Origin of the sequence: Amycolatopsis sp. NPDC059235 (assembly GCF_042754125.1) — a bacterium.
Classification (GTDB): Bacteria; Actinomycetota; Actinomycetes; order Mycobacteriales; family Pseudonocardiaceae; genus Amycolatopsis; species Amycolatopsis albidoflava.
Genome location: NZ_JBHZAG010000033.1, coordinates 19,412 through 35,208 on the forward strand (window position 1 = coordinate 19,412; position 15,797 = coordinate 35,208).

Consider the following 15,797-nt stretch of genomic DNA (forward strand, 5'->3'; position numbering starts at 1 on the left):
CCTGGTCCGGGGCTCCGGGCCAGGAGGATTTTCCGCCCGTTTTCGCCGCGACGCCCCTGAGCAGCCGTCAGCCTCTGCCAGCGGAGTGAAGGCGCGGTCGTGGTAGCGGCGCTCAGGACAGCGAGGTCACAGGCTGTGCTTGCGCACCCTCGGCAAGATCCGCAGCAGCGCGGTCCCCGCTGCCAGCAAAGCGAATCCGGCCAGCAGCAGCCACAACGCGTTCACTCCGGTGAACGCGAGGCCGCCGGTCATTCCGGCCGCGGAGGCCGCGCCGATTTTCTGGTACATGGCTTTCTCTCTTCCGTCTCGGTGTTCACCAGTTCTTGCGGGTGCGCAGGAGCGCGTCCGCGTACGCCTTGAGATGGCAGGCCTGCAGGAAGTAGTCGAGCACCAGTTCGTACATCGACGCGGCGAGCAGCATGCTGCGCCAGCCGCGGTACCGGACGGTCACCGCTCGTTCCACCACGAAGACCGCCGAGATGCCGAGCCACCACGGATTGAGCTGCAGGCCGCCGCGTGCGAGGGCGATCGCGAGCGTTGTCAGGTAAATCCCGGTCACCAGCACTCCGGCGATGGTCAGCAGTTGCCTGGCCCAATACCGCCACGTGACGCGCGTGAGTCCATATTGGACGCAGTTCTCCACCGCGCCGCGCTTCCAGCGCAAGCGCTGCGTCCACAGTGCACTCCAGCTGGTCATCACCTCGGTTTCCAGCGTGCAGGCGCTGGGAGAGATCACCCGGTGCCCGAGGTGCAGCAGGGCGAAGGTGAGTTCGTTGTCCTCGGTGAGCACGGTGGTGTCGTAGATCCCGCCGTTGGCATCGCCCGCGGGCAGCCGTCCGGCGAGCCGTGCGTCGGCGACCTCTCGGAGGGTGCTGACGCGGAACATCGCCGCGGTTCCGGTCAGTACCAAGCATTTTCCGTGCAGCCGGTGGACGTCGCGGGCGTAGCGGGCGTATTCGTTGCGCTGCAGGTGTCCGACGAACCCGCCGCCCGGCCCGCCGCGGAACACGCCGCCGACGCCGCCGTAGCCGTGGTCGAGATGAAGCAGGGCGGTGCTCACGAACTGCGGGTCCAAAGTGGAATCCGCGTCCTGGACGAGGATGACGTCGTCATCGTCCAGGCGCGGCAGGAGCCAGGCGAGCAGTTGGTTGAGCGCACCGGCTTTCTTGTGCGTGTTGTGCTCGGACAGCCGGACTCGGGCTCCGGCTGCCGAAGCGGCTCCGGCGGTGTCGTCGGTGCAGTTGTCGGCGACGACGAAAACCTCGTCGACGGTCCGGTCCTGTTTGCGCAGCGCGGCGACAGTGTGCGCGATCTGCGGTTCTTCGTCGTGCGCGGGGATCACGGCGACGACGCGCACGCTGCCGGAACGATGCCGTCCGGCTCGTGGTTCGGCGAGCGTGGGTGCAGACATGGGCGGGGTCCTCTGCGCGGAACTGCGACGTGATGCGTCGCGCTTGCCCCTTACCTCTGCTGACGGTCACAGAACGCTACGGGAAGAGCCCGGAGACCACCCGCGCGGGGGAGATTTTCCCGCGAAACCTGGGTAATAGCTGGGAATTACGGCAGCGAGCGGTGGCTACTGTGAGTGCATACTATTCGGACTGTCGGTGTGCCCGCGGTGCCATCAACCGGGCGATGAGCGGCGTCGACCCGAGCCCGTGCAGCACGACGCTGCCGAGGACGCAGACCACCGTCAGCGTCAGCACGAGGTCGCCTTCCTCGCCGGTCAGGCCGTTGATCGCGAGCAGCCCGAACACGATCGACGTCGTGCCGCGCGGGCCGAGCGCGCCGACGAGGAACCGGTCCCGCAGCGGCATCCGGGTGCGGGTCAGCGACAGCATCACCGGGAGGATCCGCAGGACGGTCAGCGCGAGGAGGCAGAACACGACCGGCTCCCACGGCACGCCGAAGGACACCATGACCACCGCGGCCCCGCCGACGACGAACCACATCGCCATCGTCAGGATCCCGGTGACCTCTTCGAGCAGCTGCAGATCCTCCGACGGCCGGGCGAAGTGCTCGCGGGCGGCGCTGTCCGAGGTGCGGAGGTGGCGCGCGGCGAAGGCGCGGTAGACGTAGCGGAAGGCGATCCCGCTGACGAAGCAGGCGACGAATCCGTTGCCGTCGATGGCGACGGTGGCCGCATAGGTCAGCAGGGGCGTCGTCAGGATGGCGATGCGCCGCCCCTGCCCGGAAGTCCAGCCGGAGCGGACGGCGAGGAACAGCAGGAAACCGATCACCGCGCCGATGATCGCGCCGGCCGCGATGGCCTTCAGCGCGAACGGCAATGCGGTCGCTAGCGCTTTTCCGGCGGTATTCGCCGTATTGTCACTGCGCGCGAGAATGAGCGCGAAGAGGAACAGCGGCGAGACCAATCCGTCGTTGTAACCGCTTTCGACGTTCAGCACGCTGCGCACTTGCGGCGTCAGAGTCTTGTCCCGCACCACGCGTTCGGCGGCGGCGAAATCGCTCGGGATGACGATGCACGCGACGATCAGCAGCAACGGCCACGGCAGTTCCGGGAAGAACGCCCAGCCGACCAGCATGGCCAGCCCGAGACTCAGCGGCAGCGCGAGGAACAGCACCCGCGCGACAAGGCCGGGCGCGTGGCCCCATAGTCGTCCGCCGCGAACCTCAGTGGCGTCGACGAAAAGCAGCATGGCGAGAATGAGCTCGGCGACGTGCTGCGCGATTTCGGTGTCGAAGAGCTCGAGCAGTTTTCCCGGATTCGCGAACAGCGCGGTCGCGACTCCGCACACCACCATCAGCACGGGTGCGGCGATGTTCCACCGGTCGAGCTGTTTGGCCGCGAGCGCGCGCATCAGGACCGCGGCCGAGAGGACCAGCAATGCGGGAATCATCGTTCGTCCGGCTCCACGGCTTTTTTTGATTGCGCCCAGCCGTCTTCGGCCGCTGACGCTCCACAGTGTACCGGCGGCGGCGCGCCTTTCCCGGCATTCCGGGTGTACGTCACGTCCACCCGGAATCGGTCGATGGTTGGACGATCCGGCGGGCCCCGCGCCCTAGCGTCGGCAAGGCGGGTGTTCCGGCCCGCCTGATTCGAGAAGAAGGCCGCGATGACCGACGCTCTCATCATGGGCGGGATCCTGCTCGCCCTCGTTCTTTTCACCCAGGTGGGCCGCCATCGGCACAACCTGGTCATGGGCATCATGCCGTTCGTTTCGTGCACCGTCATCGGAGTCCTGTACTTCACCGGCGGCATCTCGCTGACCGGCCCGAACGTGGTGGCCGGCCTGGTCGGGGCCGTCGTCGGGGCGGTCGCCGGCGCGGGGCTGATCGCCACCACCCGGGTGGAGCGCAGTCCGGTCACCGGGCGCGTGCAGACCTGGGCGGGCTGGCCGTACCTGCTGATCTGGCTCGCCGTGCTGGTGGGGCGGCTGGTGTTCGTGGGGGCGGTGGAGAACGTGCACTCGTTCGCCGCGAAGGTCGGCGAGTTCCTGGTCAGCACGCACCTTGACGAGGACGGCGTCGGCCTGTTCTTCGTGCTGATGGCGCTGGCCATGGTCGCCGTGCGGGCCGGCGGGGTGCTGTGGCGCGCCCGGCGGCTGGACGCCGTCCGCGACACGCAGCCGGTGCGGGTCTGACTACCCTGAGCAGCGAAGAAGCCCGGGGGAGGGGATGCGATGAGTCGGCTGCCGCTGGTGGTGATGCGGCTGCTCACGCCGGTCGCCTTCGTCGCGATCCTCGTCACCGCTCGGCCCGCGGCTGAATGGGAGTGGGTGCCGTTGGCCGCGTCCTCGGCGAGTGGCCTCGCGTTCGGGCTGCTGGACCTTCGCTGGCCGCGCGTGGCTGGCGTGCTGCTTTCGCTGGCCGCGCTGTTCGGCGCGGTCGTGACGGTGGCGGACCAAAGCCTCACCGGGCCGTCGTTGATCTGTCTGTCCTTGCTCGTGTTGTCCTCGCTGGCGGCGATCCGCCCGGCGGAGATCATCACGGTGGCTGCGGTCGTGGGGGTCGCAGCCACCGCCGGCGGGTATCTCGCTGGACAGCCGGGCGGGCTCGTGGCGGGGAACGCGCTCGCGGTGGCGGTCGTGGTGCTGCTCGGGCTGAACCGGCGGCAGTACCGAGTGCAGGCGCGGCAGGCCCGTGACCTGCTTGATCAGACCCGGCTCACCCAGGAGGCCGTGGCCAGGGGCGCGACGCTGGAGGAACGCGCCCGGCTGGCCCGGGAGGTCCACGACATCCAGGCGCATTCGCTCTCGGCGCTGTCACTGCATTTGCAGGCGGCCGCGCGGTTGGTGGCCGAGTTGCCGTCGCCGGACGAAAAACTCGCCGCTTGCGTGCAGAAGGCTGGACAGTTGGCGCAGGACGGATTGATCGAGACGCGGCGGGCGGTGCACGCGTTGCGCGGCGATCCGATGGCGTTGCCGGAGTTGTTCGGCTCGCTGCCGGACAACGCGTCGATCCAGGTGACCGGCGAGCCGCGTGAATTGCCCGCGGACGTCACCCTGCTGCTGTACCGCACTGTCCAAGAAGGACTTTCCAATGCCCGCAAACACGCGGCGGGCGCGCCGGTGTCGGTCGAACTGTCCTATCTGGACGACGAGGTGACGATGACGGTCGTCAACCGGACCGGGTCAAGCTCGGGCTTGTCCGGTGCCGGGTACGGCCTGACCGGCTTGCGCGAGCGCGCGGAACTGGTCGGCGGCGAGGTGAGCGCGGGCCCGGATGGCGCGGGCTGGCGGCTGTCAGTGAGGATCCCGGCATGACGATCGTGCGCGTGCTCGTGGCCGAGGACCAGCCCGCGGTGCGGGAGGGCCTGGTGCTGCTGGTCGGGCTGCTGCCGGACATCGAGGTCGTCGGACAGGCGGGCGACGGTCTCGCCGCGATCGAGGAAACCGTGCGGCTGCAGCCCGACGTGGTGCTGATGGACCTCGACCTGCCGCGCTGCGACGGGGCGGCAGCGACTCGGCGGATTGTCGCGGACCTGCCGGGCACCAGGGTCGTCGTGCTCACCACCTATGCCGACAGCGCGTCGATCGTGCGGGCGTTGGACGCGGGCGCGGTCGGCTACGTGACCAAAGCTGCGAACGGCGACGAGATCGGCCGGGCCATTCATGCCGCGGCGGCTGGGCAGACCGTGATGGACCTGTCGGTGCAGCGAACGCTGCTGGCCGCGGCCCGCCGTCCGGCCGCGCCGCCGGAGGACGGGCTGACGGCGCGCGAGGTGGACGTGCTGAAGCTGGTCGCGGCGGGGCGGGGAAACCGGGAGATCGCGCGGGAACTGCAGGTCAGCGAGGCGACGGTGAAGACGCACGTGAACCGGATTTTCGCCAAGACCGGATGCGGGACCCGGGCGCAGGCGGTGCGTTACGCGCACGAGCACGGATACGCGGACTGAGCCGTGTTCGCGAGGGGAACCCTGAGAGGGTTTTGTGGAACCTGGGCGGTCAGTCGTCGTGGTCTTCTGTTAGGCGGCGTGCTGCTTCGGTTTCGATGGGGCCGTGGGGTTCGATGTGTTCGTCGGCGAGGCGGGCGGCCATGAGCCGGATCATCGCGAACTGGATCATGGCTTCGGCGTGGGCGGTTGTGCGTTCGTAGTCGCGGGTCAAGCGTCTGCACCTCGTGAGCCAGCCGAAGGTTCGTTCCACCACCCACTGGCGGGCCAGCACCTGGAACCCTGTCACATCGGCGTTGCGGGGCACCGCCACGATCTCGATGTTCTCGTTCTCGCGGGCCTAGCCGAGGAGGGTGGCGTCTTTGGAGTTGACGTAGCCGCCGTCGACCCACACCAAGCCGAGCCGGGGAAAGACCCGCCGGATCCCGGTCAGGATCCGGCAGGCCCCGGGCCGGTCCTGCGCGGCGCGAGCCGCCACGCGCACCCGCTGGCCAGCACATAACTGATCGTGTCAGTGAGCAGCCGACGCGAATGCACCGGCGGACGCCCGCCCAGGCTCGGATGGGTCCTGGTCGACGACGAGTCATACGACGGCTTGCACACACAGACGCACACCCGACCCGATGATCACCACCGACACACCGCTGCCACAACCGACACACCGAACCGAACACCAGGTTCCACAACACCCTCTGAGGGACTCAGAGTCCGTCAGGGTGCCCCTCACGGACCTCCTTGAACCACCCGGCCGGGAAGACCGGGGCAGTCCGGGCTACTGCCTGGCGGCACCAACTCGCGACTGCCTGGCCGACCTCTTCCGGGCCGAGCGTGGACGTGTCGAGCACCGTCATCGCCCACTCCGGACCCGGCGAACGGCCGACCCAGCGGTCCCAGCGCATGTCCGGCCAGGAGTCGTTCGTGACGGCTTCCGGAACATGCCCGGGATCGTGCGCGTGCGCGCGAAGCCACGCCGCGAAGGCTTGATTCGCGTGGCTCGGCTCGCCGCGGCGGGCGAGCCGAGCCAGGTGGGCCTCGTCGCTGAGGTCGAGCAGGCAGGCGGCGATGTCGATCCGGTCGGCACTCGGCGCGGCGAGCGCTTCGCCGAGCGGTACCGGATCGCCGGCCAGCAGCAGATGTTTGCCCTCGGCTTCGAGCGCGATCGCCCGCCGCACCGCGACTTCCACCCGCTCCTGCCGCCACGCGACGGTCTGCACGGCCGGGATCGGGCCGAGCGTGCTCAGTTCGGCGGTCTCGTACGTGTCGTCGAGCAGAGGCCGCGCGTGCAGGCGAGCGGTGGTTTTGCCGACGCTGGACGCGCCCGAAACGAGCAGCAACATGGCCAGCGACGTTACGGCTTACCGCCCGGAGCCCTCCACTGAATTTTCGCGCACATACCGCGAAAGCGTCGCCGCGCCAATGCGTTCGGCCGACACGCATTCCAGGTGGGCGAGTCCGGTGCCGCCCGGGAAAAGGCGGGTCCCGGTGCCCAGGATGGTCGGGAAGGTCAGCAGCCGGTACTCGTCGACCAGGTCCGCGGCCATCAGCGTGTGCGCGATGGTCAAGCTGCCGATGACGATGATGTCGCGCTCTTCCCGCTTCACTGCATCGAGCAGGTCGCCGTCGAGGACAGCGGAATTCTGCCACGCGCTGGTGTCGGTCAGAGTGCTGCTGGCGACCAGCTTGGCCGCGGCGTTCATCCGCTGCGAGAACGGGTCGTCGCGGTGCGGCCAGAGGTTCGAGAACAGCTCCCAGGTCTTGCGGCCGAGCAGCAGGACCCCGTCGTCCAATGTGCTCCCGAGGCGGAATTTGTCGCCCGCGACGGACTCCGGGCCGTGCCGGAACGCCCAGCCGCCGCCGGGGGTGCCGGAGGAGCCGTCCGGGTCGGACGAGATGCCGTCGAGGGTGGTGAAGGCGATGACGATGACGCTCATGGCGGAGATCCCTTCAATCGGTGTCGCCAGTACTTACCGGCGGCCCCGCCCGAACTCATCGCTCCTGGCTAAAAAATCTTCGGTGGCAGGTCGAACGCCTCGAAAACGTGCGGATCGGCGAAGACGACGTTGTGCGAAATCCGCCCGCCGACGACGGTGAAGACCTGCAGCGTGTGCACCTGCCCGTCGGGCGTGTAGGCGGCGAGCGCGGGCTGCCCGTTGGCGGTGAGCGCGCGGACGCTCCAGCCGACCCCGCGCATCCCGAACACGCGGTGCATGAACCGGCCGTAGTCGTCGCTGCCCTGGAACCAGAGCGGGACCGGCGGCATCTCCAGGATCGCGTCGTCGGTGAGCAGCTTGACGAGCGCCTCGACGTCGGCGGCCTCGAAGGCTCGCGCGTAACGGTCGATCACGGCCTGGGTCTCCGCGTCGTCCGGTTCGGCGATCTCGTCCATCGTGCCTGCGTCGGCGAGCGCGGCGCGGGCTCGTTGCAGCGCGCTGTTGACGGCCGGAACGGTGGTCTCCAGCTGCGTCGCGACCTCGGCCGCGCTGAACTCGAGCACCGACCGCAGCACGACGACCGCTCGCTGCTTCGCGGGGAGAACCTGCGTCGCGGCGACCCACGCCAGCCGCAGTCCGGCACGGGTGTCGGCGTCGCAGCGGGCGTCGGGGAACGGTTGCAGCCACGGGATGTCCGTCGCCGGTTGCAGCGGTGCGCCCGGGTCGTCGCTCGCGGTGCCGAGGCCGGATGGTAGCGGACGCCGGGTCCGACCTTCAAGAGCGGTCAGGCAGACGTTGGTCGCGATCCGGTACAGCCACGTCCGGACCGAAGCGCGCGCCGCGTCGTACCGGTCGCGCGCCTTCCACGCGCGCAGCAGGGTTTCCTGCATCAGATCCTCGGCCTCGTGGAACGAGCCGACCATCCGGTAGCAGTAGGCGGTCAGTTCGCCGCGGTGCGCTTCGAAGTCCACCGGGACATCATCCGGCACGCGCGACGCTGAGGAAACGGTCGACCACCGGGTTGTTTTCGTGATCGGTGCGCGAGATCGCCGAAACAGTCGAAAACGCGCCGGCATCGGTCAGCGCGAGATAGCGCAATCCGGGCAATTGCAAGGCGCGCAAGGCGTTCGGCACGATCGCGATGCCGGTGTCGGCCGCGACGAGGCCGAGCATGGTCGGGAACTGGACGGCTTCCTGGACCACGCGCATCCGGAATCCGGCGCGCAGGCACAGCGTTTCGATGTGGTCGTGCAGCCGCGAGACGCGCGTGCGCGGGAAGGCGAGGAAGGGCTCGTCGGCAAGCTCCGCCATCTCGACGGTTTCGTTGTCCGCCAACGGATGCGTCTCGGACACGGCCACGATCAGCCGTTCGCGGCCCAGCGGGTGCACGGTCAGTCCGGCGGCTTCGCCGACCTCGCGGGCGATACCGACGTCGAGCTGGCCGTCGCCGAGTGCGGCGATTTGCGCGTCGGTGGTCGATTCGGTGAGTTCGAAACGGACATTCGGCCATTGCCGCCGCATTTCCAGCACTGTGGCGGGCACGATTTCGAGGGCGGCCGAGCTGACGAACCCGATCCGCAACAGCCCGAGTTCGCCGCGCGCGGCGTGCGCGACTGCGGTGAGGGCGTGCTGGCTGCCAGCGAGCACGCGACGGCCTTCGGTGAGCAGCACCCGGCCCGGTTCGGTCAGCTCGACGCTGCGGGTCGTGCGCAGGAGCAGCCGCACGGACAGCTCCTTCTCCAGCTTCGCGATCTGCTGGCTGAGCGCGGGCTGGGCGAGGTGCAGCCGTTCGGCCGCGCGGCGGAAGCTGCGTTCCTCGGCGACCGCGACGAAGTAGCGAAGCTGGCGGAGTTCCACGCCGGTGATAATGGTTCCTTATCAGTGCGTAGGCAATAGATACTTCACTCTGTGTTCCGCGCGACTTAGCGTCATGGACGACAAGCACCGTCGCGAACGTCGAGGAGCACCCGTGGATCACGCATTGTCGTTGCAGCACTTCGTAGCGGGACGGTGGGTTCCCGGCGACGGACCGGTCGCGCAGAGTGTCGACCCGGCGGATCCCGCGCAGATCGTGGCCGAGTACCGGACGGCCGGTCCGGAGCTGCTCGACGAGGCGGTGCGCGCGGCGGTGGCGGCACAGCCGGCGTGGGATCGCCAGGGCACCATCGCTCGCGGTCTCGTGCTGCGCCGGGCTGCGGAACTGCTCGCCCAGCGCGCCGAATCGGTGGCCGCGCTGATGACCCGCGAACAGGGCAAGACGCTGGCCGAGTCGCGGGGCGAGGTGGCCGCTTCGGTGGAGACGCTGCACTATCACGCGGGCCGGGCACGCAGTGCTGACGGCGTGCTCTACCCGTCCGGCAACCCGGACGAGGTCGTGCGGACCGTGCGTCGTCCGCTCGGTGTCGTCGGGGTGATCACGCCGTGGAACTTCCCGGTGCAGATTCCGGCGTGGAAGCTGGCGCCCGCGCTGCTGTGGGGCAACGCGGTGGTGTGGAAGCCGGCCAGCGACACGGTCGCGCTGGCGGTGGCGTTCGCCGAGATCCTCGTCGAGGCCGGGGTGCCGGACGGCGTGCTCAACCTGCTGCTCGCGCCCGGTTCGCTCGGCGCGGAGCTGGTGGAACGGCCGGAGCTGTCCGGCGTCACCTTCACCGGGTCGGTGCCGGTCGGCCGGGCGATCCAGGCCGCGGTCGTGCCGCGCGGGGCGAAGGTGCAGCTTGAACTCGGCGGGCACAGCGCGGCGATCGTCCTGCCCGACGCCAACCCGGCGGAGGCGGCAGCGGCGCTGGTCACCGCGTCGATGAGCGGGACCGGGCAGAAGTGCACGGCCGCCCGCCGGATCATCGCGGTCGGGGATGCCTACGACCGGCTCGTCGCCGAGTTGTCCGCCCGGGTCAAGGGTCTCGTCGTCGGGTCGGGGACGACGCCGGGAGTCGAGATTGGACCGTTGGTGTCCGCGTGGGCGGCGGAAGAGGTCGAGGGCGCGATCCAGCAGGCAGTGGACGAGGGCGCGACAGTGCTGGCCCGCGCGGACTGCCCGGAGGGCGGGGCGTTCGTCGCGCCGACGCTGCTGGCCGGGACGCCCGAACTGACGATCAGCCAGGAGGAGGTGTTCGGCCCGGTCGCCACGGTGCTGCGCGCCGCCGACCTGGACGAGGCGATCCGGCTGGCGAACGGCACCCGCTTCGGGCTCACCGCGGCGGTGTTCACCGACGACGAGCGCGCGGTGCGGCAGTGCCTGCGCGACTTGGACGCGGGCATCGTGAAGGTCAACGCGCCGAACACCGGGTCCGAGGTGCACGCTCCGTTCGGCGGGCTGAAGGACTCGTCGTTCCCCGCGCCCCGCGAGCAGAACGGCGAATCCGCCGCGGAGTTCTTCACCTGGACCAAAACCGCGTACCTGCGGACGTCCGCGCCCCGGGACCGATCGTGACCCGGCCCGCGGACACGGCGCTCGCCCCGAAGGAACTGGGCGCCGCCCGCTACACCCGGCACAGCTTCGCGCGGTCATTCCTCCGCCAGGCGGCTCGGGAGCGCTGGGCGGTCTCCACCGTCCGCTGGGAGTTCGACGACAACGGTCACGGCGAAGCGGTCTACCGGATCGACGCCGACGGCACGCTGCTGCACTTCGCGGTGTTTTCCACTGTGCTGCAAGAAAACGAGCGCACTGACCGGGTCATCGCGAAGCGGTGGGATGTCACGGCTGCCCTGGTGGAAGGTCCAGTTCCGGATTCCCGACTGGCGGAGCTGCGTCGTGAAGTACCACGGCAGGAAGCTGGCCGTGCTGACGCCGCGACACTGGTGTGGACCCGCGCCAACCGCAGCGAGCGATTCTTCGACTACGTGGTGGCTCAACTAGCTGCCGGTGAACAGCCAGACTGCGCCACGATGGGCGACGCGTGCTACATCCTGCGTAGCACAGCCTTCTACAGCAACGGAAAGTTCGGTCTCGCCGACTTCGACCGGCTCGCCGAGGTCCCGCCGCTGCGGGTGCCGTACCGGGCGCAGATGCTGGCCGCGTGGCTGCTGCGCGAGTTCAGCTACGACCTCGTCGAGCACTGTGCTGCACGACGAAATACCGCCGCGGCAAGGCTTTCCGGCGACTGGCGGCGCTACCTCGGCCTGGGCAACGCGACCGGACTCGGCATGGTTCCGTTCGTGGTGAACCATCCGAGCATCCTCGACGCCTGGTGCTCGGCGCGGGAATTGCCGCTGGCCCATGCGCTCGACGCGGAAGCCGATCCCGGTTCCGTACGGCGGGCGAGCGAGCTGCTCGACCGCGCCCGGCGGTACTTCCGCGAGCGCGACACCCTGACGACCGCGCCGTACCTGGCCGGACCGGAAATGGCCGAACGGATCGACGGAATCGCTTCTCTGCTCAGCGAATTCCCGGCGGGCGGCTTCCGCTGGCGGGACCTCGACGACCGAGCCGCGGAGTTCGGCGCCGAAGCACAGGCAGTGCTGCACACCGTCCTGGTCGAACTGGACGACTCGCTCGACGCGGAGATCGAGCACCTGCTGACCTGCGACCAGCGTCGGCGAGTCGAGATCACCCAGACCTGCGGGCAGCTGCGCGACCTGCTGGCCGACCGGTACGGCTGGACCCGCGAATTCGACTTCACCGACCCGAACGAACAAGCCAGGTTCTGGTTCTCCGCGGAGGACAACGAAGAACCGCGGCGCGGCAAGCGCGGTCAGGACCCGGGCGAATCGATGGAACACCCGATCGACATCGCCCGCGCCGTGCACGCCCTCCGGCACGATCTGGCAGCGGCCGACGCCGACCGTTCGGTGGCGGAATTCCTGCTGGAATTCCCCTGGCACCGCGGCATTGTCGCGCGCGTGCAGGCAGTCGCCGGGCTCCGTTACGGCGAGGTCCGCGCGAACCTGCTCGCCGACGATTTCCTTCCGCTGCACCTGCAGCGATTCCAGCTGGCCCTCTACGGCATGGAGAACTACAGCCCGCAGTCGACCGACTGGTTGCGCGTCACGCTGTTCTCGGGCGCGCCCCGGGCGAGCGACGTGGAGTCCGGAGTGGACGATGACTGGCTGTTCACCCGCAAGCCCGGAAAGGAGTCCTGAGTGGACCCCCTGGAGCACGGCGACCTGACTGTCGTCGACGGACTGCAGATCAACAACTGGGACCGCAAGGTTCTCGAGGAGCTGAAAGCGGGCGGCGTCACCGGCGTCAACGCGACTTGTGCGGTGTGGGAAGGCCCGCAGGAAACGCTGCGCGCGGTCGCGGATTGGTACGAACTCGCCCGGGACAACGCCGACTTGGTTGTCCTGGCGGAGAACGCCGACGACATCCGGCAGGCGAAGCGCGACGGCAGGCTCGCCGTGCTGCTCGGCTTCCAGAACACCTCGCCGTTCGGCGACGACTACCGGATGGTCGAGGTGTTCCACCGGCTCGGCGTCCGCATCGTGCAGCTGACCTACAACATCCAGAACCTCGTCGGCGGAGCCTGTTACGACGAGCACGATTCCGGGCTCACCTCCTACGGCCGGTTCATCATCTCGGAGATGAACCGCGTCGGCATGCTCGTCGACCTCTCGCACGTCGGGAACCGCACCAGCCGCGACGCCATCGACGCCTCGGCCGGACCGGTCGCGATCACGCACGCGAACCCGCTGTCGTTCGCCGATTCGCCGCGCAACAAGCCGGACGACGTCATCGACGCCCTCGCCGCGCGCGGCGGCGTGCTCGGCTGTTGCTTGTACCCCAACGTGATCGGCGGCGAGAAGACGACCCGGCGGCAGTTCTGCGAGATGGTCGCCGCACTGGTGGAGAGGATCGGCCCGGACCACGTCGCGCTCGGCAGCGACTGCACGCGCAACTGGTCGCAGGACTACGTCGCTTGGCTGCGCAACGGCCGGTGGCGGCCCGCGTCCGCGGTGCCGGTGGAACCGCAGTGGCCGGTGTGGCCGAACTGGTTCGGCGGACCCGCTGATTTCCCGGTGCTCACCGAGGGACTGCTGGAGGTGGGCCTGGACGAAACCGTGGTGGCGCAGGTGCTGGGCGGCAACTGGCTCCGGCTGTTCGACACGGTTTTCCCCGGAGCCGGGCAATGACCGCGGCGAGGGCCGAGCGCGTTTCGACCGCCGAAACCGTCCTTATCCGGGTGTCCGTGCGGGAGATCCACGAGGTTTCGCTGCGTGCGTTGCGGGCCTCGGGGCTGAGCAGCGGCGAGGCGGAGTATCTGGCCGAGGTCATCGCGTCCGCTGAGGTCCACGAGAGCGCCGGGCTCGACGCGTTGGTCACGGAGACGGCGCGGGTTCCGGCTGGGCGAGTCGGTCTGCGGCTGGAACATTGCGACGGTTACGCCGTCGCGCACGACCCGGCTTCTCGCGGTCCGCTGCAGGCCTTCGTGCCTGCGTGCGAAACCGCGGCCGTGGTGGGCACGTTGGTCGTGCCCGGCATGGCGGGAGCCCCGGCGTTGGATTGGGCCGCGCTGGACATCGCAGAACGATCCGGCCGGGTTCTGTCCCTTTCGGACGGATCGCAACGCACTATTGTTACTCCGGACGGGCATCTGCTCAGGCTTCCCGCTGAAGCCGAACCGCGTCCGCCGGTCGCGGGATTGGTGATCCGCCCGCTGTCCGACGTTCCCGCCGGTGAAGTCGTTTCCACTGCGGCGGAACGAAAGCAGCGGTATCGCGAATCGGTCACCCATGGCGTGTCCGTGAAAACTCCACTGTGGACCCACGTGTATTCGATCGCGCGCGGGTTCCTGATTCCGGACCACCGGGAGGGCCGATGACCGCGTCGCGTGAGCTGGTAGCGCATCCGCACGGACCTCGTCCCTACGCCGGCGCCGCTGTGTTCGGCGGCGTGATCTGGGCATGCGGACAGGTGCCGGCACGGCGGGACGGCAGCGTCCCGGAGGAAATCGACGAGCAGGTGCGGGTGGCTCTCGACAATCTCGAGGACACTTTGCGGGCCGCGGGAGGGAGCCTGCGCACGCTGCTCAAACTGACGGTGTTTCTCGCCGATCTCGGCGAGTTCGACGCCTACCACCAGGCTTACCTCGACCGTTTCGCCGGCATCGACCTGCCGCCGCGGACCACGGTCCAGGTCGCCGGATTCCGGGGGACGAAACGCATCGAGATCGACGCCGTGGCGGCGGTCGGCAGCGAGGAGACCAACCGACATGAAGACTGACCGCGCACCGGACACCGCTGTCCGGGCGACCCTGGATTCGGCCAAGCTCAACGGGTTCCACCGCAAACTGGCGCTGTATTCCTCCGGCGGGCCGTTCCTGGACGGCTACATCCTCAGCATCATCGGCATCGCGCTGGTGCAGATCGGCCCGCAATGGCAGATGGACTCGTTGTGGTCCGGCCTGATCGGCGCGTCCGCGCTGGTCGGCGTGTTCATCGGGGGAGCGGTGTTCGGCCCGCTCACCGACCGGATCGGCCGGAAGCTGATGTACACGATCGACCTGATCGCGATCATCGTCTGCTCGGTCCTGCAGTTCTTCGTGGCCGACGCGGCGCAGCTGTTCGTGCTGCGGCTGCTGATCGGCGTCGCGGTGGGCGCGGACTATCCGATCGCCACCGCGCTGGTCACCGAGTTCGCGCCGAAGGCGTGGCGGGCTCGGCTGGTCGGCGGGCTGAACGCGATGTGGTTCGTCGGCGCGACGGTCGCCGCGTTCGTCGGGTTCTTCCTGCTGAACGTGGACCAGGGCTGGAAGTGGATGCTGCTGTCCTCGGCGGTGCCCGCGCTGCTGATCGTGATCGCCCGCACCAGCATCCCGGAATCGCCGCGCTGGCTGCACAGCAAGGGCCGCGACGCCGAAGCCCTGGAGGTGCTGCGCACGACGATCGGCGAGCACGCGACGCTGGACGATCTTCCGGAAGCCGAGACCAAAACCCCGATGTCCGCGTTGTGGCGCCGCGGGTACCTCAAACGAGTCGTGTTCATCTCGATTTTCTGGACGTGCACGGTCGTCCCGCTGTTCGCGATCTACGCGTTCGGGCCGCGGATTCTCGAACTGTTCAACCTCGGCGGCGGAAATCTGTCGCACCTCGGGTACGGGCTGATCAATTTCTTCTTCTTCGTCGGAAACATCGCCGCGCTGCTGCTGGTGGACCGGCTCGGCCGTCGCCCCGTGCTGATCTGGGGCTTCGCGATTTCCGCGGCCGGGCTGTTCTATCTCGGCCTGCAACCGGGCGCCGCACTGTGGTTGATCGCATTGGCTTTCGCGGTGTACGCGGTGTTCAACGGCGGACCGTCCATTTTGGAATGGATCTACCCGAACGAGCTGTTCCCGACCGAGGTCCGCGCGTCGGCGGTGGGGCTGTGCACCGGGATCAGCCGGATCGGCGCGGCCGTCGGCACCTTCGCGACCCCGTGGTCGCTGACCAACCTCGGGCTGTCGGCCACGATGTACATCGCCGCCGGTATCGCCGCCTTGGGCGCGATCGTGAGCGCGTTCATGGCCCCGGAGACGAAGAACATCGATCTGCACGTGGCTTCTTCGCTCAGCTGACTCAGCTGACTCAGCGGAACG

16 protein-coding genes and 1 pseudogene are annotated in these 15,797 nt (G+C 68.9%); 9 read left to right on the forward strand and 8 right to left on the reverse strand.

Annotated features, from left to right (window positions below; genetic code table 11):
• Positions 1-126: 126 nt before the first annotated feature.
• From ACFXI3_RS22065 to ACFXI3_RS22075, 3 genes are all read right to left on the reverse strand, one after another.
• Positions 127-288, reverse strand: a complete 162-nt coding sequence (locus ACFXI3_RS22065) for a hypothetical protein (RefSeq protein WP_344283436.1) — start codon at positions 286-288, stop codon at positions 127-129.
• Positions 289-313: 25 nt separating this feature from the next.
• On the reverse strand, positions 314-1,411 hold the full coding sequence (locus ACFXI3_RS22070; protein WP_378401730.1) for a glycosyltransferase: 1,098 nt from the start codon (positions 1,409-1,411) through the stop codon (positions 314-316).
• Between the two features lie 181 nt (positions 1,412-1,592).
• On the reverse strand, positions 1,593-2,861 hold the full coding sequence (locus tag ACFXI3_RS22075; protein ID WP_344283441.1) for a cation:proton antiporter: 1,269 nt from the start codon (positions 2,859-2,861) through the stop codon (positions 1,593-1,595).
• A gap of 216 nt (positions 2,862-3,077) precedes the next feature.
• Here ACFXI3_RS22075 and ACFXI3_RS22080 point away from each other — a divergent pair, with 216 nt between their 5' ends.
• From ACFXI3_RS22080 to ACFXI3_RS22090, 3 genes are read left to right on the forward strand one after another with little or no spacing between them, the layout of a single operon-like run.
• A complete protein-coding gene (locus ACFXI3_RS22080; RefSeq protein WP_378401732.1) occupies positions 3,078-3,605 on the forward strand; it encodes a DUF1453 domain-containing protein in 528 nt (175 codons plus the stop codon).
• A gap of 39 nt (positions 3,606-3,644) precedes the next feature.
• Entirely contained in the window at positions 3,645-4,727 is a 1,083-nt protein-coding gene (locus tag ACFXI3_RS22085; RefSeq protein ID WP_378401734.1) for a sensor histidine kinase, read from the forward strand.
• On the forward strand, positions 4,724-5,359 hold the full coding sequence (locus tag ACFXI3_RS22090) for a response regulator transcription factor (RefSeq protein ID WP_344283450.1): 636 nt from the start codon (positions 4,724-4,726) through the stop codon (positions 5,357-5,359). Before ACFXI3_RS22085 ends, ACFXI3_RS22090 begins: the two co-directional genes overlap by 4 nt.
• Positions 5,360-5,408: 49 nt before the next feature.
• Here ACFXI3_RS22090 and ACFXI3_RS22095 read toward each other — a convergent pair.
• The 5 genes and pseudogenes from ACFXI3_RS22095 to ACFXI3_RS22115 form a co-directional block, all read right to left on the reverse strand.
• Positions 5,409-5,971, reverse strand: a pseudogene (locus tag ACFXI3_RS22095) (transposase).
• Between the two features lie 86 nt (positions 5,972-6,057).
• Positions 6,058-6,693, reverse strand: a complete 636-nt coding sequence (locus tag ACFXI3_RS22100; protein WP_378401737.1) for a hypothetical protein — start codon at positions 6,691-6,693, stop codon at positions 6,058-6,060.
• Between the two features lie 18 nt (positions 6,694-6,711).
• Positions 6,712-7,287, reverse strand: coding sequence for a dihydrofolate reductase family protein (locus ACFXI3_RS22105; RefSeq protein WP_378401739.1), 576 nt, complete (start codon positions 7,285-7,287; stop codon positions 6,712-6,714).
• A gap of 68 nt (positions 7,288-7,355) precedes the next feature.
• Complete coding sequence (locus ACFXI3_RS22110) at positions 7,356-8,258, reverse strand: RNA polymerase subunit sigma-70 (protein ID WP_378401741.1); 903 nt, start codon at positions 8,256-8,258, stop codon at positions 7,356-7,358.
• 7 nt (positions 8,259-8,265) lie between these two features.
• Positions 8,266-9,144 (reverse strand): LysR family transcriptional regulator, encoded by an 879-nt coding sequence (locus tag ACFXI3_RS22115; RefSeq protein ID WP_378401743.1) that lies wholly within the window; start codon positions 9,142-9,144, stop codon positions 8,266-8,268.
• A gap of 112 nt (positions 9,145-9,256) precedes the next feature.
• On the opposite strand from ACFXI3_RS22115, the gene ACFXI3_RS22120 reads away from it, so the two are divergent.
• Genes ACFXI3_RS22120 through ACFXI3_RS22145 form a run of 6 tightly spaced genes read left to right on the forward strand, consistent with a single transcriptional unit; the run spans position 9,257 to position 15,776 of the window.
• Positions 9,257-10,717, forward strand: a complete 1,461-nt coding sequence (locus ACFXI3_RS22120; protein ID WP_378401745.1) for an aldehyde dehydrogenase family protein — start codon at positions 9,257-9,259, stop codon at positions 10,715-10,717.
• Entirely contained in the window at positions 10,714-12,366 is a 1,653-nt protein-coding gene (locus tag ACFXI3_RS22125) for a hypothetical protein (protein WP_378401747.1), read from the forward strand. Before ACFXI3_RS22120 ends, ACFXI3_RS22125 begins: the two co-directional genes overlap by 4 nt.
• Entirely contained in the window at positions 12,367-13,356 is a 990-nt protein-coding gene (locus tag ACFXI3_RS22130) for a membrane dipeptidase (protein ID WP_378401749.1), read from the forward strand.
• Complete coding sequence (locus ACFXI3_RS22135; protein ID WP_378401751.1) at positions 13,353-14,045, forward strand: hypothetical protein; 693 nt, start codon at positions 13,353-13,355, stop codon at positions 14,043-14,045. The genes ACFXI3_RS22130 and ACFXI3_RS22135 overlap by 4 nt, the downstream gene beginning before the upstream one ends.
• Complete coding sequence (locus tag ACFXI3_RS22140; RefSeq protein ID WP_378304963.1) at positions 14,042-14,446, forward strand: RidA family protein; 405 nt, start codon at positions 14,042-14,044, stop codon at positions 14,444-14,446. Before ACFXI3_RS22135 ends, ACFXI3_RS22140 begins: the two co-directional genes overlap by 4 nt.
• Positions 14,436-15,776 (forward strand): MFS transporter, encoded by a 1,341-nt coding sequence (locus tag ACFXI3_RS22145; protein WP_378401753.1) that lies wholly within the window; start codon positions 14,436-14,438, stop codon positions 15,774-15,776. Before ACFXI3_RS22140 ends, ACFXI3_RS22145 begins: the two co-directional genes overlap by 11 nt.
• Positions 15,777-15,797 lie beyond the last annotated feature (21 nt).

Bases quoted from the DNA above. Each gene is read 5' to 3' on its own strand.
- ACFXI3_RS22065 (WP_344283436.1), bottom strand. From the start codon at position 288: ATGTACCAGAAAATCGGCGCGGCCTCCGCGGCCGGAATGACCGGCGGC.
- ACFXI3_RS22070 (WP_378401730.1), bottom strand. From the start codon at position 1,411: ATGTCTGCACCCACGCTCGCCGAACCACGAGCCGGACGGCATCGTTCC.
- ACFXI3_RS22075 (WP_344283441.1), bottom strand. From the start codon at position 2,861: ATGATTCCCGCATTGCTGGTCCTCTCGGCCGCGGTCCTGATGCGCGCG.
- ACFXI3_RS22080 (WP_378401732.1), top strand. From the start codon at position 3,078: ATGACCGACGCTCTCATCATGGGCGGGATCCTGCTCGCCCTCGTTCTT.
- ACFXI3_RS22085 (WP_378401734.1), top strand. From the start codon at position 3,645: ATGAGTCGGCTGCCGCTGGTGGTGATGCGGCTGCTCACGCCGGTCGCC.
- ACFXI3_RS22090 (WP_344283450.1), top strand. From the start codon at position 4,724: ATGACGATCGTGCGCGTGCTCGTGGCCGAGGACCAGCCCGCGGTGCGG.
- ACFXI3_RS22100 (WP_378401737.1), bottom strand. From the start codon at position 6,693: ATGTTGCTGCTCGTTTCGGGCGCGTCCAGCGTCGGCAAAACCACCGCT.
- ACFXI3_RS22105 (WP_378401739.1), bottom strand. From the start codon at position 7,287: ATGAGCGTCATCGTCATCGCCTTCACCACCCTCGACGGCATCTCGTCC.
- ACFXI3_RS22135 (WP_378401751.1), top strand. From the start codon at position 13,353: ATGACCGCGGCGAGGGCCGAGCGCGTTTCGACCGCCGAAACCGTCCTT.
- ACFXI3_RS22140 (WP_378304963.1), top strand. From the start codon at position 14,042: ATGACCGCGTCGCGTGAGCTGGTAGCGCATCCGCACGGACCTCGTCCC.
- ACFXI3_RS22145 (WP_378401753.1), top strand. From the start codon at position 14,436: ATGAAGACTGACCGCGCACCGGACACCGCTGTCCGGGCGACCCTGGAT.